Origin of the sequence: Polaromonas sp. AER18D-145, from assembly GCF_002379095.1 — a bacterium.
In the GTDB taxonomy this organism is placed as follows: domain Bacteria; phylum Pseudomonadota; class Gammaproteobacteria; order Burkholderiales; family Burkholderiaceae_C; genus Polaromonas.
Genome location: NZ_NBZV01000007.1, coordinates 30741 through 45486, shown reverse-complemented (window position 1 = coordinate 45486; position 14746 = coordinate 30741). Strand labels below are relative to the sequence as shown.

Genomic DNA, 14746 nt, shown 5'->3' with positions numbered 1-14746 from the left:
GGATGCGCCCCGGGCCCGCGACCGATGGCCGACTCAGCCTTCCAGGCCGGTCAGCTCGCCGCTGCGGATCTTGCCCAGACGCAGGGCCTGCGCGGCCTCACCACGCACGATGGCGGTGGGCACGGCAGACGTCACCGGCGCGGCCACACGTGAACCGGAAGGAATGTGGCTGTAGGTCTTGACCGCGGTCACGGCCTCGGCCATGACTTCGGCGCGGGTGCGGCTGCCTTCGGACTGCAGCGCAAACTGCGAGGCCGGATCGGGCGTTTCTGCGCGCACACCGGTGGAAGCGATGGCAGCGAAAGCGGCAAGGGCGATAAGGAGGGAAGACTTGTTCATGATGAAGACCTTTCAGTGAATGGTTGAGAACCGGGTTGTCGGTTGTGCCGGCCCTTTCGGACTCCAACTTCAACCGTGATCTCACTGTAGGTGGCGCCAATTAGGTGGCCATGAGCGAAGTCTTAGCTGGCAATGAGCGCGCCGTCTCAGAGCGTCTCGACACGCGCCACCAGGCCGCTGCGGCCTTCGCGGTTGCGCAACGTGATGCGCAGGCCGCAACGTTTCGCCGCCGCCTGCGCAATGGCCAGCCCCAGACCGCTGCCACCCGCATCGCTGCCCGGCACCCGGAAGAAACGGTCAAACACGCGGCCGTGCAGCTCGGGGGGAATGCCGGGGCCGGCATCTTCCACCTCGATGAGCAGGCGACCCTGTGCACTGCCGATGCGCACATCCACCACGCTGCCTTCCGGGGCGTAGCGCAAGGCGTTTTCGATCAGGTTGTCCACGACGCTGCGCAGATCACTGCCGGGGCAGTGCAGCATGGCGGCCTCGGCAGGCAGGCGGGAGGCGTCCAGACCCAGGTCAATGTTGCGCTGGTCGGCCAGCGTGATCAACTGGTTGATGCTTTCGTGCAGCACCTCGTGCACATTGACCGGCCCCGAGGCCGGCTCGGCGCCTGCCGACTCCTGGCGCGAGAGCTTGAGCAACTGGTCCACCAGCCGCTGCGCCCGCAGTATGCCCGCCTCGAGCTGGGCAAAGCGCTGCGCCGGCGCGCCGCTGCACAGGTCGCCGCGCAGGTTTTCGAGCTGCAGGCCGACAGCGGTGATCGGCGTGCGCAATTCATGGGCCGCATCCTGCACAAACCGGCGTTGCGTCGCAAACGCATCCCGCAGCCGCGTCAGCAGGCTGTTGAAGGAAATGACCAGCGGCGCAATTTCACGCGGCACCCGGTCCAGCGGCAGCTCGGCAATGCTGTGCTCGTCCTGCGCCGAAGCCTGGCGGGCGATCGTGCCCACCTCGCGCGAGACCATGGCCACCACGCACCACAGGATCAGCATCGACAGCGGCAGCAGCAGGATCACGGGCGCGATGGCGGCACCCGCCTGCCCGACCGCCACGTGACGGCGAAACTCGCCGCTTTGCAGCACCTGGATGCGGCGCGATGCATCGGCCTTGCCCGGCCCCGTGGTGTAGACGCGCCAGCGCTCGCCACCCATCCTGACGTCCTGAAAGCCCGGTGTTTCCCGCAGCGCCATGGCCGATTCCGGCCACGAGCTGAAGCGCGGTTTGCCGTCGGCATCAAACACCTGCACCACGTAGGTTCCCAGCTTGTGCACCCGCTCGCGCGTGAGCGAGGGCAGCGCGATGTCCTGCTCCTGCGCCGCCATGGATTCGGCCAGCAACTCCATCTGGTTGTCCATGAAGGTGCTGGCCATGCGCAGGTAGCTCCAGTACGCAAAACCCGCCGAAGCCGCGCCCACCAGCAAGAACACCGGCACCAGCCAGAGCAGCAGCGCGCGGCGCAACGAGCACATCCGGCCGGCCGGAAAAACGTGGAACATCATGCGCTGTCTCCTGCGGCGGGGGAGGGGCTAGGGTTGGAAATGACGGCCGGCGCCGTGGCGGTGATGCGCCACCCCAGACCGCGCACGTTGCGAATGGTGTCCGCACCCAGTTTCTTGCGCATGCCGTGGATCAGCACGTCCACCGCATTGCTCATGACTTCTTCGCCCCAGCCGTAAATCCGGTTTTCAAGCTGGTCGCGCGACAGGATGGCGCCCGGCCTTTCCAGCAAGGCGTGAAGCAACGCGTACTCGCGCGCGGACAGCGCCGAGGGCTCACCGTTGACCAGCACCTCGCGCGTGGTCAGGTCCAGCTGCACCGCAGCGTTGCCGATCACCGAATGCGCGCTGCCGTCGCGCCGCCGGATGACCGCACGCATGCGGGCCAGCAGCTCGCGAAACTCGTAGGGCTTGATGAGGTAGTCGTCGGCCCCCAGGTCCAGCCCGGCAATGCGGTCGTCCAGGCCATCGCGCGCGGTGAGCACCAGCACCGGCGTGGCATCCCCGCGGACACGGGCCTGGCGCAACACCTCGACACCGTCGCGCTTGGGCAGGCCCAGGTCCAGCAGCACACAGGCGTAAGCGCCATCGGCCAGCGCGCTTTGCGCCAGCAGGCCGTCGCGCACCCAGTCCACCGACCAGCCGTTGGTTTCCAGCGCCTGCTGCAGGCTGCGGCCAATCATGTCGTCGTCTTCCACCAGCAGGACCCGCATCATGCCTCCCCGTGCCGCGGCGACAGGCCTTCCCAGCGAGCTTGCTGCCTGGCAGCCTGCAGCAACAGGGCACCGGCGCACAGCAGGGCGGCCATGCCCGCCAGGTTCAGGTAGAAAGCGGTGGTCGCGCTGAAGCCGGGCGTGGCCAGCGCAATGCCGACAAAACCGGCCTGGCTGAGCAGGCCCGCCGCCACGACGGCCGGCCGGAGGGTCCGCACCAGCACGGCGCCCAACAGCGCGGCCGCCAGCAAGCCGATCAGGAACTGGTGGTGCAAGAGCAGCGGCAGCGCCGCGCCGTCGGCTGGCGGCAGGGCCAGCAGGACAAACACGGCGCTCACACCGGCGGCGAGCAGGATGGCGCGGGCAACACGTTCGGCAAGGGTGTCCATGGCGGGCAGGGTGTGGTGGTGGAGGCTGTATCTTCGCCGGACTGAATTAGCCTTGAATTAGGGGCTGATGCGGGTGCGGCTGCGGGTGGCGACCTGAACGGACCTGAACGCTCACGCCAGCCAGCGCCTGAGCTGGTGGTAGACCGGCAGGCTGTGCAGCAGGGCAATGTGGCCGGTCCCGGTGGCCACCCACTGCCGGTCCGCCGGGAAAGCCAGGCAGCGCGCCGCTTCGGCATGCCGGCCCAGCGCGCTGGACAGGGGCACCAGGCCATCGCCGAGGGCATCGTCGAGCTGGCGCCCGGCCGTTGCCGCCGCCGGGACCACGCCCAGCGTGGCGGCCACCGCAAAACAGGCGACGCCGGCCGGCAGCGGCAAAGCCTGCCGCGTGTCCGGACCGCCGGCAAACCGGTCGGCGCCCTGCCAGTCGGCCGGCAGCACATTGCCATGCCGCAGGTCGGTGATGCCTGCGCTGCGGATCTGGCCGATTTTGGCAAACGGCCGGGTCAGCGGGTTGCTGCCGAGCACGGTGTCCACCCAGCTCCCGACTTTTTCCAGCGGCGCGCCATGGTGCGGCGTGCCCAGAAAAACCAGGTGCCGGAGCCGGCCTGGCCAGTGCATGCCCTGGGCCGCCGCGCTGTGCCAGGCACTGCGTGCCACCAAGCCGCCCATGCTGTGGGTCAGCAGGGTCAAGGCCTCGACCTCCCGCGGCCAGGCCTGCAGCAGCTGCTCGAGCAACGCGGCGAACTGCCCACCATTGACCGAGGTGTGCAGGCCGGTGTTGTAGTGCAGGTAAACCGGGGTGTAGCCGAGCTCGTGCGCGAGCCCCTCCCCGTAGTCCCGGCCGTGGCCCGGCAGCGCATCCGCCGGGCTGTCGGCGCGCCACTGCAGATCGTTCATGCACAGGCCATGCACCAGCAGCAGGAGCTTGCCCGTCGCGCGCGGCAGGTGCTGCGCCAGCGCGGCTTTGTCCATGGTCAGGGACTGGCCGTCATGGCGCAGGCTCATGCGGATGGCCAGCGGGTTGGCAGTATCCAGCAGCTGGTCGCCGAGCACGCCGTTAAGCGCCGCCAGCAGGGCTTCGCGCTGCGGCGACGAGGCTTGCGGCTCAGCCCTGGGCGCCACGCGCGACAACAGGGCATCGACGCTGCCGCCGGCCAGGCGCGTCACACCCTTGACGCTGCCGTAAACCAGGCCGGTGATGCCTCTTTTGCGGACACCCGAGGCGCCCGCCGTGCGGTCCACAAACTTCTGCCCGGCCGCGCCAAACGGTGCGGCAACCGCCTTGTAGACATTGCCCTGCACCTTCTCGACCAGCTCGGTGATGCCCAGCGTGCCCTGGGTGGCGAGTTGGGCGAGGCCCCGGAGGTCGGACAGGTGCAGGTGGCGGCGCCAGTCAGCCAGGGGGGCCCGCGCAGGGCGGCGCGACGATGGGGTGATCATGCGGCCATTGTCGCGGTCGCCGGTGGCGGCGTCCACCCGCATCGCTTCCGGGTGATTTTATGAACAAAACAGGCTTTAGCCCAATGGATACGGGCGCCAGCAGCTCCTGAAACAGGAGCACTCCGGGACTAAAACCGTTCGTGCGGCGCCAGGTAGCGCCACTGGCCGACCGGCAGATGGCCGAGGTTGACCATGCCAATGCGCACGCGCTTGAGACCGGTCACAAACAGCCCGACCTGCTCGCACATGCGGCGGATCTGGCGCTTTTTGCCTTCCTTGAGCACGAAGCGCAGCTGCTCCGGGTTTTGCCATTCGACGCGCGCCGGCTTCAAAGGCTCGCCGTCCAGGCTCAGGCCGTGGCGCAACAAGGCGAGTTTTTCCGGTGGAAACACGGCTTGCACATTGACGGTCTCGTCGCCATAACTGACGCGCACGAGGTACTCTTTTTCAATCTCCGAGTCCTCGCCGATCAGTTGCCGCGCGACGCGGCCGTCCTGCGTGAGCACCAGCAGCCCGATCGAATCGATGTCGAGCCGGCCCGCCGGCGCCAGGCCGCGCAGCTGCTCGTGGCCCCAGCGCATGCGGCTGTTGCACTCGCGCCAGCGATTTTGCGGCTGCACCAGCACCACGGCGGGTTCGTGCCCGTCCTCGGCCTGGCCGCTGACATAACCGACCGGCTTGTTGATCAGGATGGTGACCTGCTGGCGCTGGTACTGCTCGGCCTCGCGCGCCACGTCGATGCGCGCATTGGCGGCCACGGGCTGGCCCATGACCGCCGGCTGGCCGTCCACGCGGACCCAGCCGCGCGAAATCCAGTCGTCGGCCTCGCGGCGCGAACACAGGCCGAGTTCGGCCATGCGTTTGTTCAGCCGGATGGTGGCCGGGCCGCCGTCCGCAGAAGTGCTGTTCAGCGCGGGCTTGGGAATACGGCGAGCGCCGGAAGGGGGAGTAGGAACAGTCATGACGGACTGATTTTGCTACAAACGCAGGCCGGCCCGCTTGCCGCGTATGCCGGCGCCTATTTGAAGTGGGTCAGAAAATGCGCCAGGTCGGCCAGGTCGCTGTCCTTGAGCCCATACAGGGAGGCCGACATGATGGTGTCACGTCCGGGCCCAGCGTGGTCGCGAAACTGCTTCATGGCGTACAACAGAAAGTCTTCCTGCTGGCCAGCCAGTCTCGGAATTTGCTCGCGTCCGGCGTAATCCGGCAAATGGCAGGTTCCACAAAGCATCTTGCGGGCGGTGTCCTTGCCGCGCTGGTAGGTTTCGCTGTTCACGGGGCCGGCCGCCGCGCGAAGCGGCGTCTGCGCTGAAAAATAGCTGGCCAGAATGGTGAGATCGGCATCCTTGACGCCATCGAGCAGTCCCTTCATCTGCGGGATGTCGCGCAGGCCTTCCCGAATCAGGACCAGCTGGTTTTCAAGGAAAACCTTGGGTTGGCCGGCCAGCGAGGGAATCTGGGGGTTTTGCGAGTTGCCCTGCGGGCCGTGGCAGGCGATGCACAGTGGCAGTTGCTGAGGCTGCTGCGCCTGAACCGGGGCCATGAAAAAAAGCAGGGCCACTGCTGCCAGTGCCCTGCCTGTGTGCGTGAAGTTGGCTTGTTTAAGGCTTGGCATACGAGATGCGGTAGATCGCGCCCAGTTGCTCGTCGGAGAGCAGCAAGGAACCATCCGGCATTTGTAGCAGGTAGGCAGGACGGCCCCAGAAGGCGTCGGTCGCGTCATCCTTGAAGCCGGTGACAAACGGGGTGACCTTGGGGTTCTGGCCATTGGCATCGGTGCGGACCACGACCACGTCATAGCCATTTTTCTTCGTGCGGTTCCACGACCCCTTGCGCGCGACGAACATCGCGTTTTTGTACTCGACCGGAAACATGTTGCCAGTGTAGAAATGCAGGCCCATGACGGCTGCGTGGCCACCCATGGTCTGCACCGGAAGGGTGACACCATCGCAGGGCCTGTTCTTCCTGATGTCCCGATCGGCCACACCATTGGCATGGCAGTAGGGGAAGCCGAAGTTCTGCCCCACTGTGGTCATGCGGTTGAGTTCGTCTTCCGGGCTGTCGTCGCCCATCCAGTCACGCCCATGGTCGGTGAACCACAACTCCTTGGTGACCGGGTGCCAGTCAAAGCCCTGGGTGTTGCGCACGCCGGTGGCAATGACCTCCATGCCGGAGCCGTCGGCGTTGTAGCGGCGGATCTGGGCATACTCGGTGGTCGGCGGCACACAGATGTTGCAGGGTGCGCCAAACGGCACATAAAGCTTGCCGTCCGGACCAAAGCGGATGTACTTCCAGTTGTGGTGCTGCTCCTTCGGCAATTTGAAGGCGGCCGTCAGGTCAACGGGTTGCACATTGGGGTTTTTCTCGATGCCGTCAAAGCGCAGCACTTTGTCGATGGCCATGACGTAGAGCGATCCATTGTGCATGGCCACGGCGGGCTGGTTCAGCTTGTCCACCACAACGCGGCTGGTGCGCTCATTGCCGTTGTCGGTGATCTCATAAACACGACCAAGGCCACGTGTGCCGACATAGATTTTCCCGCTTTCACCACGGGCCATGGCCCGTACACCGGGGCTCCCATGAGACCAGATCTCGGCTTTGAAACCGGCGGGCAATTTCAGGTTCCGGACTGGAATGTCGGAGGGGGGTGTCGCCGTCAGCTTGCCCGCGTGAGGCGCAAGCCTGGAGTCGGCCATGTCGGCTTGCCGCCCCTGTTGCCAGGCGGGAGCGGACGCAGGCGCGGGTACGGCCGCGACAGGAGGCGAAGGCCGGGCCATTTGGGCGCAGCCTGACAGAACACTGATCGCGATCAGCAAGGCCAGGTTTTTAGTCATGGGAAGTCTCCATTGAATGAATTGTCACGCCGGACCGTACGCATGCTAACGTCGCTCATCGTGGGCCTGCAGAGGGTTTCCACTTAGCGGCACGCACGCCATGCAGCAGCTTGTGTCATGGTCAGTCAGACATCTTCATCGCGCAATGAACCGGTACCGGGCAGAAACGGCCGGACGGGCTCAGGCCAGGTCGTGCCGCGGTGAAGCAGGCGTGCTGAATACGCTGGACCGAAGCGCCTCCAGGTCCAGCACACGCAAGCCGCCGTATTCAATGCGGATCGTGCCCTGCGCCTGAAGGTTGGACAGCGCCTCGTTCACGCGTTGGCGCGACAGCCCGACCAGGTAAGCCAGTTCCTGCTGGGTGATGCGCAGGATCTCGCCGACACCGGGGTAGAGCACCGGATTGAACAGGGCCGCCAGGCTGCGCGCCACGCGCAGGTCCGGATTGGACATGCGGTCAATCTCGCGCGCGGCAATGAACTGGCCCAGGCGTTCGTTGAGCTGGTTCATCACGAAGCGGTTGAAACCGATCGAGTGGTCCAGCAGCCAGTGAAAGGTGTCAACCGGCAAGCCGGCCACCACGCTTTTGCGCAGCGCCTGGATGTTGTAGCGGTAAGGCTCGCGCTTGAGCGCTGTGCCTTCGCCGAACCAGCCCCCGGGCGGAACGCCGGTGAAGGTCATGGTCAGCCCCTGGGCGTTGTCGGCGCTCATCTTGAGCAGGCCCTCAACCACCCCGAACCAGTAGGTCACCGGCCTGCCGACACGGCAAACATAGTCGCCGGCTGCGGCGTTGCCGACCTGCAGCTGCGCCACCGCGCGCGCGCGCTCCTCCGGCAGCAACTGCCACAGCCAGGGAATGCCTTGCTGCTCTTCAGGGGTGGGCGTCCTGCGGCGCTGGTGGAGGGTCAGGTCAGTAGACACGGGTCACAAGGGTCAGGTGAAGGAATCCCCCTCGGGAAACTCCGGAGAGGGCACACCCTTGAATTGTCGCTGGATAGACATTTCATTGTCAATCTTCCACATAGCATCTGGCCACTCAAATGACAACCTCCAGCCAGGACCCCATGACCACCACGCCCCCCTTCTCGCCCCCTCAAGGGCATGCGGCACCATGCGACCGACGGGCCGACCAACTGACACGCCGCAGCGTGCTGGGCGCGCTCGCCGCGCTGCCCGCGGCCTTTCATGCACCGCTCCGCGCCGACAACACCGCCCCCCTGAAAATCGCACAGTCCACGGCACTCAGCGGCCCGCTGGGCGAACTGGGCCAGGCCATGCACCAGGGTGCCAGGGCGTGTTTTGCGGCCATCAATGCCAAAGGCGGGGTGAACGGCCGGCCCATCGAACTTGCTGCGGTCGATGACGGCTACGACGTCAAGCGTGCGCTCTCCAATGTGAAGGGGTTCATTGAAGACCGCAGCAACTTCGCGCTCTTCAATTGCATGGGCACACCCATGATCGAGGCCATGCTGCCGCAGGTGATTGAATCGGGCATCCCGTTTTTTGCACCCTTTTCCGGCGCCCTGTCCGCGCGACCCAAAAATGCCCGCAACGTGTTCAACATCCGCGCCAGTTATGCGGACGAGGCGGAGCAGCTGGTGCAGCACCTCGCGACCATCGGCGTCAAGCGTATCGCGATCGTCTATCAGAACAACTCCTTCGGCAAGGAAGTGTTCGACGCCACCCAGCGTTCCATGACCCGGCACAAGCTTGATGCCACGGCCATCGTGACCGTGGAGAACAATTCCTCGGATGCCGGCGCAGCCGCGGCCAAGGTCGCGACCTCGAACCCGGAGGCGGTGCTGGTCGGCCTGGCGGGCAAACCCACCATCGACTTTGTCAAGGCGATGCGCATGCACCGCAAGGGGCTGCCGCTGTATGCCCTCTCCATCATGGGAGCGGCCGCCACCATCAAGGCCATGGGCGACGATGCGACCGGCATCGCCATTTCCCAGGTCGTGCCCTTGCCGAACGCCACCGTGGTGCCCATCGTTCGCGAATTCCAGCAGGCCTGGAAGGCAGCCGGCGTGACACTGGCGCCGTCGCATCTGGCGCTGGAGGGTTATATCAATGCCCGGGTCTTCGCCGAAGCGCTCCGGCTTGCGGGACGCAACCCGACACGCAGCGGCTTTGTAGACAGCACCTGGAACCTCAAACGCTACGACCTTGGCGGTTTCGAAGTGAGCTTCAGCGATTCGGCGACGAACGCGTCGCGCTTCGTCGAACTCACCATGGTTGCGCGCGATGGCCGCTTTATCCGATAACAGGGCCGAGCCCCGGGGACACCCCACTAGGACTTACCCGGAAATTGTCGTCGCAATGACACCGTAACGTCAAAGGCAGTCCTACTATTCATTCCACGCAAGCGCTTCTCCTGAACGGGAAGCCGCACTGAACACTGGAGACAAGGTACCGAATGCAGACCACCTTCCCCCGATTGCTGCTGAAACACGCCGCAGAGCGCCCCACGGCGCCCGCCATGCGCGAGAAGGAATACGGCATCTGGCAGGCGCACAGCTGGGCCGACATGGCCGCGTTGGTTGAACACATCGCCTGCGGCCTGCACCAGGCCGGCCTGCAGCGCGGCGAACACATGATCGTGGTTGGCGCGAATCGCCCGCGGCTGTACGCCACCATGCTGGCGGCGCAGTCGCTGGGTGCCATTGCCGTGCCCCTCTACCAGGACGCCGTCGGCGCCGAATGTGTGTTCCCCATCAACAATGCGGAAGTCCGCTTTGCGATGGTCGAAGACCAGGAGCAGGTCGACAAACTCATGGACATCCGCGAGCAGTGTCCGCAGCTGGCCCACATCATCTACGACGACCCGCGCGGGCTGCGCAACTACAACGAGCCGGGCCTGGTCGCCCTCGACGCGCTGATCGCATCGGGCCAGACGCTGGCCGCCAGCCAGCCGGCGTTTTTCAGGAATCAGGTCGAGCGGGCGCATCCCGACGAGGTGGCCGCCATGTTCTTCACCTCGGGCACCACCGGCAACCCCAAGGGCGTGGTGCATACACACAGCACCCTGCTCGACCGCGCCGAAGCCGGCGCCGAGTTCGACAAGCTGACCAGCCACGAGGAAGTGCTGGCCTACCTGCCGCCGGCCTGGATCGGCCAGAATATTTTCAGCTACGCCCAATGGCTGTGCTGCGGTTATGTGGTGAACTGCCCCGAAAACGCGAGCACCGTCACCATCGACCTGAAGGAAGTCGGCCCGACTTATTACTTTGCGCCGCCGCGGGTGTTTGAAGGCCTGCTGACCAGCGTGATGATCCGCATGGAAGACGCGGGCCTGCTCAAGCGCAAGATGTTTCACTTCTTCATGGATGTGGCCAAACGCGTTGGCCCGGCCCTGATGGATGGCCTGCCGGTGGGTGCCGGCGACCGGCTGCTCTATGCGCTGGGCCAGGTCATGGCTTACGGGCCGCTGCGCAACAACCTGGGCTTCAGTCGCGTTCGGGTCGCCTACACGGCCGGTGAAGCGATTGGTCCCGACCTGTTCACCTTTTACCGATCCATAGGCATCAATCTCAAGCAGCTTTACGGTTCGACCGAAACGGCCGTTTTTGTCTGCCTGCAGCCAGACAACCAGGCGCGCGCGGACACGGTGGGCGTGCCAATCAAGGGTGTGGAAATCAGGGTCGCCGACAACGGCGAAATCCTCGTCAAGTCCGCCGGTCTGCTCAAGGGCTATTACAAAAACCCGGCCGCCACGGCGGAAGTGCTGACGGCCGACGGCTGGTACCACACCAGCGATGCCGGCTTTCTCGATGCCAGCGGCCACCTCAAGATCATCGACCGCGTCAAAGACGTGGGCCGCATCCAGGGCGGCGCCAACGACGGCGCCATGTTTGCGCCCAAGTACGTCGAGAACAAGCTGAAATTCTTTCCGCACATCAAGGAAGTCGTGGCCTATGGCGACGGCCGCGACAAGGTCTGCGTCATGATCAACATCGACTTCGACGCGGTCGGCAACTGGGCCGAGCGGCGCAACCTGCCCTATGCCGGCTACACCGACCTGGCGCAAAAGCCCGAGGTCTACCAGCTGATCAAGGAGTGTGTCGAGAAGGTCAATGCCGACCTCAGCGCCGATGCCCTGCTGGCGGGCTCGCAGATCAGCCGCTTCCTGGTGCTGCACAAGGAACTCGACGCCGACGACGGCGAGCTGACCCGGACCAACAAGGTGCGCCGCGGCTTCATCGCCGACAAGTACCAGCCGCTGGTCGACGCGCTGTACAGCGGAAAAACCGAGCAGTTCATTGAAACCGTGGTCAAGTTTGAAGACGGCCGCAGCGGCAGCGTCAGCGCCACGCTCAAGATCAGTGACACCCAGACCTTTGCACCAGTGAAGGCTGCAGCATGAAAAAGATAGGCGACGTCATCCTCGACGTCCACAACATCTCCCTGAGCTTCGGCGGCGTGAAGGCGCTGGCGGACATCTCCTTCAATGTGAAGGAGCACGAGATCCGCGCCATCATCGGCCCCAACGGTGCTGGTAAAAGCTCCATGCTCAACTGCATCAACGGCGTCTACACGCCGCAGCAGGGCTCGATCACCTTTCGCGGCCAGACCTTCAAACACATGAACAGCCACCAGGTGGCGGTCATGGGTGTGGCGCGCACCTTCCAGAACCTGGCGCTGTTCAAGGGCATGAGTGTGCTCGACAACATCATGGCCGGGCGCAACCTGAAGATCAAAAGCAACCTGCTGATGCAGGCCCTGCGCATCGGGCCGGCGGAACGGGAGGAGTTCAGGCACCGGGAAGCGGTGGAAAAAATCATCGACTTCCTGGAAATCCAGGCCTACCGCAAGACACCGGTGGGTCAGCTGCCCTACGGCCTGCAAAAACGCGTGGACCTGGGCCGCGCGCTGGCCATGGAGCCGCAGGTGCTGCTGCTCGACGAACCGATGGCCGGCATGAACGTGGAAGAAAAACAGGACATGTGCCGCTTTGTGCTCGACGTCAACGACGAGTTCGGCACCACCGTGGTCCTGATCGAACACGACATGGGCGTAGTGATGGACATCTCGGACCGCGTCGTGGTACTTGACTACGGCAAGAAGATCGGCGACGGCACCCCCGACGAAGTCCGCAACAACCCGGACGTGATCAAGGCTTATCTAGGAACGAGTCACTGAAATGAATAACTTGGCACACCCCTGTTGCGGACTCGCTTCGCGTAGCCGCCTCTCCCCTTGCAGGGGACGCCGCCTGCAGCCCGGCGAAGTCGGTTCTGCGGCCGCTGCTGGAAATTGGAGCATCTGATGGCTTTCTTTCTGGAAACACTGTTAGGCGGCCTGATGGCCGGCATGTTGTATTCACTGGTCGCGCTGGGTTTTGTGCTGATCTTCAAGGCCTCCGGCGTGTTCAATTTCGCGCAGGGCGCGATGGTGCTGTTCGCCGCATTGGCGATGGCCCGCTTCTCGCAATGGATCCCCGAGTGGACCGGCATTGAAAGCCCCATCGTGGCCAACATCGCCGCTTTCGCGATTGCCGCTGTGATTATGTTTGTCGTGGCATGGTTCATCGAGCGCCTGGTGCTGCGGCACCTGGTCAACCAGGAAGGCGCCACCTTGCTGATGGCCACCCTCGGCATTGCCTATTTCATGGAAGGCCTGGGCCAGACGATTTTCGGCAGCAACATCTACAAGATCGACATCGGCATGCCGAAAGACCCGGTCTTCGTGCTCGACTCGGTATTCCCGGGTGGCATCCTGATCAACAAGGAAGACCTGTACGCCGCGCTGATCGCCGCCGTGCTGGTCGCTGCGCTGAGCATCTTTTTCCAGAAAACCGCCACCGGCCGGGCCCTGCGCGCCGTGGCCGACGACCACCAGGCGGCGCAGTCCATCGGCATTCCGCTGAACCGCATCTGGGTCATCGTCTGGTGCGTGGCCGGCGTGGTGGCCCTGGTGGCCGGCATGATCTGGGGCAGCAAGCTCGGCGTGCAGTTTTCACTGGCCACCGTGGCCTTGCGCGCCCTGCCCGTGGTGATCCTGGGTGGCCTGACCTCCGTGCCCGGCGCCATCATTGGCGGCCTGATCATCGGTGTCGGAGAAAAACTCTCCGAGGTCTATCTCGGCCCGTTTGTGGGCGGTGGCATCGAGATCTGGTTTGCCTACGTGCTGGCCCTCGGCTTCCTGCTGTTCCGGCCGCAAGGCCTGTTCGGTGAAAAGATCATTGACCGGGTATAGACATGAAGCCCCCACGCTTGTCACTTCGTGTACTGCACTGCCCCCCGAGGGGGCCACTGCGCCTGCGGCCCGACCCTTCGACAGGCTCAGGACAGGCCAAGGCCGGTTCCGCGGCCCCTGCTGGACGGGGCGCAGTTCCGCGCAGATATTCCTCCATCGCGATCTAACGGCGGCACCCACCTATGTTTTACAGAGAAAACGGCCAATTCAAAACCAGCTACCGGGCAGACCAGCAGATCTTCCCCATCCTGCAGGACCGCGTTGCCATCGCGCTGTTGCTGGCCATTGCTTTCGTGGCCGTCCCCATGCTGGCCAGCGACTACCTGTTTCGCGCCATCCTGATTCCGTTCGTGATCATGTCGCTGGCCGCGCTCGGCGTGAACATCCTGGTCGGCTACTGCGGCCAGATTTCGCTGGGATCCGGCGCCTTCATGGCGGTCGGCGCCTACGGTGCCTACAACTTCTTTGTGCGCATCCCCGGGATGCCGCTGATTCCGGCACTGATCCTGGGTGGCCTGTGCGCGACCTTCTTCGGCATCCTGTTCGGCCTGCCCAGCCTGCGCGTCAAGGGCCTGTACCTTGCGGTGGCCACGCTGGCCGCGCAGTTTTTTGCCGACTGGATGTTTTTGCGCATCAAGTGGTTCACGCTGGACACCCCGTCGGGTTCGGTGTCGGTGTCCAACCTGCAGGTGTTCGGCTTTCCCATCGAGAGTTCGGTGAGCCGCTACCTGCTCTGCCTGAGCGTGCTGGCCATCATGGCCCTGCTGGCCAAGAACCTGGTGCGCAGCGCGATCGGTCGCGAATGGATGGCCATCCGCGACATGGATGTCGCGGCCGCCGTCATCGGCATCCGGCCCATGTACGCCAAGCTCAGCGCCTTCGCCGTCAGCTCCTTCATCATCGGCGTGGCTGGCGCGCTGTGGGCCTTTGTCTATCTCGGCGCCTGGGAACCAGCGGCCTTCTCTGTCGACCAGTCGTTCCGCCTGCTGTTCATGGTCATCATCGGCGGCCTCGGCTCCATCATGGGCAGCTTCTTCGGCGCGGCCTTCATCGTGGTGCTGCCGATCGCGCTGAACCAGTTCCTGCCGGTGTTTGCCGGCCTGTTTGGCATCGAGATTTCCACCGCCGGCGTGTCGCATGCGGAACTGATGATTTTCGGCGGCCTGATCGTCTGGTTCCTGATCGTGGAGCCGCACGGCCTGGCCAAACTCTGGTCGGTCGGCAAGCAGAAGATGCGGCTCTGGCCGTTCCCGCACTGAAGCAGCATCAGGGTTAAGGATGACCGGGAACCACCGATGTGTTCCGCATGATTTGACCGTTTACTGGGGTGTCAG

At 64.7% G+C, this 14746-nt stretch carries 14 protein-coding genes; 5 read left to right on the top strand and 9 right to left on the bottom strand.

Annotated features, from left to right (window positions below; translation table 11 throughout):
* Positions 1 to 33 precede the first annotated feature (33 nt).
* From B7G52_RS05835 to B7G52_RS05795, 9 genes are all read right to left on the bottom strand, one after another.
* A complete protein-coding gene (locus B7G52_RS05835) occupies positions 34 to 339 on the bottom strand; it encodes a DUF4148 domain-containing protein (RefSeq protein WP_096696699.1) in 306 nt (101 codons plus the stop codon).
* Positions 340 to 485: 146 nt separating this feature from the next.
* Positions 486 to 1844 carry an ATP-binding protein gene (locus B7G52_RS05830; protein WP_096696698.1) on the bottom strand — a complete coding sequence of 453 codons (1359 nt, stop codon included), beginning with the start codon at positions 1842 to 1844 and terminating at the stop codon, positions 486 to 488.
* The gene (locus B7G52_RS05825; protein ID WP_096696775.1) at positions 1841 to 2554 is read right to left on the bottom strand and encodes a response regulator transcription factor; all 714 of its coding nucleotides are present in this window, start codon (positions 2552 to 2554) and stop codon (positions 1841 to 1843) included. Before B7G52_RS05825 ends, B7G52_RS05830 begins: the two co-directional genes overlap by 4 nt.
* On the bottom strand, positions 2554 to 2943 hold the full coding sequence (locus B7G52_RS05820; protein ID WP_096696697.1) for a hypothetical protein: 390 nt from the start codon (positions 2941 to 2943) through the stop codon (positions 2554 to 2556). Before B7G52_RS05820 ends, B7G52_RS05825 begins: the two co-directional genes overlap by 1 nt.
* Before the next feature lie 111 nt (positions 2944 to 3054).
* Positions 3055 to 4383 (bottom strand): permease, encoded by a 1329-nt coding sequence (locus tag B7G52_RS05815; protein WP_096696774.1) that lies wholly within the window; start codon positions 4381 to 4383, stop codon positions 3055 to 3057.
* Positions 4384 to 4511: 128 nt separating this feature from the next.
* On the bottom strand, positions 4512 to 5345 hold the full coding sequence (locus tag B7G52_RS05810) for a pseudouridine synthase (RefSeq protein WP_240523337.1): 834 nt from the start codon (positions 5343 to 5345) through the stop codon (positions 4512 to 4514).
* Positions 5346 to 5401: 56 nt separating this feature from the next.
* Positions 5402 to 5926, bottom strand: coding sequence for a c-type cytochrome (locus B7G52_RS05805; RefSeq protein WP_240523336.1), 525 nt, complete (start codon positions 5924 to 5926; stop codon positions 5402 to 5404).
* A gap of 58 nt (positions 5927 to 5984) precedes the next feature.
* A complete protein-coding gene (locus tag B7G52_RS05800) occupies positions 5985 to 7217 on the bottom strand; it encodes a sorbosone dehydrogenase family protein (RefSeq protein ID WP_170954687.1) in 1233 nt (410 codons plus the stop codon).
* A 180-nt stretch (positions 7218 to 7397) separates the two neighbouring features.
* On the bottom strand, positions 7398 to 8138 hold the full coding sequence (locus B7G52_RS05795; protein WP_096696696.1) for a Crp/Fnr family transcriptional regulator: 741 nt from the start codon (positions 8136 to 8138) through the stop codon (positions 7398 to 7400).
* A 143-nt stretch (positions 8139 to 8281) separates the two neighbouring features.
* Between B7G52_RS05795 and B7G52_RS05790 the strand changes: the two genes are divergently transcribed.
* The 5 genes from B7G52_RS05790 (at position 8282) to B7G52_RS05770 (ending at position 14671) form a co-directional block, all read left to right on the top strand.
* Positions 8282 to 9481 carry an ABC transporter substrate-binding protein gene (locus B7G52_RS05790; protein ID WP_096696695.1) on the top strand — a complete coding sequence of 400 codons (1200 nt, stop codon included), beginning with the start codon at positions 8282 to 8284 and terminating at the stop codon, positions 9479 to 9481.
* Positions 9482 to 9633: 152 nt separating this feature from the next.
* Positions 9634 to 11580 (top strand): long-chain fatty acid--CoA ligase, encoded by a 1947-nt coding sequence (locus B7G52_RS05785; protein ID WP_096696694.1) that lies wholly within the window; start codon positions 9634 to 9636, stop codon positions 11578 to 11580.
* Positions 11577 to 12356: an ABC transporter ATP-binding protein gene (locus B7G52_RS05780; protein WP_096696693.1), complete on the top strand. Its 780-nt coding sequence runs from the start codon at positions 11577 to 11579 to the stop codon at positions 12354 to 12356. Before B7G52_RS05785 ends, B7G52_RS05780 begins: the two co-directional genes overlap by 4 nt.
* Before the next feature lie 126 nt (positions 12357 to 12482).
* Positions 12483 to 13412, top strand: coding sequence for a branched-chain amino acid ABC transporter permease (locus tag B7G52_RS05775; RefSeq protein ID WP_096696692.1), 930 nt, complete (start codon positions 12483 to 12485; stop codon positions 13410 to 13412).
* A 182-nt stretch (positions 13413 to 13594) separates the two neighbouring features.
* Entirely contained in the window at positions 13595 to 14671 is a 1077-nt protein-coding gene (locus B7G52_RS05770) for a branched-chain amino acid ABC transporter permease (RefSeq protein WP_096668946.1), read from the top strand.
* Positions 14672 to 14746: the final 75 nt, after the last annotated feature.

What these genes read in the sequence shown, in the direction of transcription:
- B7G52_RS05835 (WP_096696699.1), bottom strand. Translation starts at nt 339, where the DNA reads ATGAACAAGTCTTCCCTCCTTATCGCCCTTGCCGCTTTCGCTGCCATC.
- B7G52_RS05830 (WP_096696698.1), bottom strand. Translation starts at nt 1,844, where the DNA reads ATGATGTTCCACGTTTTTCCGGCCGGCCGGATGTGCTCGTTGCGCCGC.
- B7G52_RS05825 (WP_096696775.1), bottom strand. Translation starts at nt 2,554, where the DNA reads ATGCGGGTCCTGCTGGTGGAAGACGACGACATGATTGGCCGCAGCCTG.
- B7G52_RS05820 (WP_096696697.1), bottom strand. Translation starts at nt 2,943, where the DNA reads ATGGACACCCTTGCCGAACGTGTTGCCCGCGCCATCCTGCTCGCCGCC.
- B7G52_RS05815 (WP_096696774.1), bottom strand. Translation starts at nt 4,383, where the DNA reads ATGATCACCCCATCGTCGCGCCGCCCTGCGCGGGCCCCCCTGGCTGAC.
- B7G52_RS05810 (WP_240523337.1), bottom strand. Translation starts at nt 5,345, where the DNA reads ATGACTGTTCCTACTCCCCCTTCCGGCGCTCGCCGTATTCCCAAGCCC.
- B7G52_RS05805 (WP_240523336.1), bottom strand. Translation starts at nt 5,926, where the DNA reads ATGGCCCCGGTTCAGGCGCAGCAGCCTCAGCAACTGCCACTGTGCATC.
- B7G52_RS05800 (WP_170954687.1), bottom strand. Translation starts at nt 7,217, where the DNA reads ATGACTAAAAACCTGGCCTTGCTGATCGCGATCAGTGTTCTGTCAGGC.
- B7G52_RS05790 (WP_096696695.1), top strand. Translation starts at nt 8,282, where the DNA reads ATGACCACCACGCCCCCCTTCTCGCCCCCTCAAGGGCATGCGGCACCA.
- B7G52_RS05785 (WP_096696694.1), top strand. Translation starts at nt 9,634, where the DNA reads ATGCAGACCACCTTCCCCCGATTGCTGCTGAAACACGCCGCAGAGCGC.
- B7G52_RS05780 (WP_096696693.1), top strand. Translation starts at nt 11,577, where the DNA reads ATGAAAAAGATAGGCGACGTCATCCTCGACGTCCACAACATCTCCCTG.
- B7G52_RS05775 (WP_096696692.1), top strand. Translation starts at nt 12,483, where the DNA reads ATGGCTTTCTTTCTGGAAACACTGTTAGGCGGCCTGATGGCCGGCATG.
- B7G52_RS05770 (WP_096668946.1), top strand. Translation starts at nt 13,595, where the DNA reads ATGTTTTACAGAGAAAACGGCCAATTCAAAACCAGCTACCGGGCAGAC.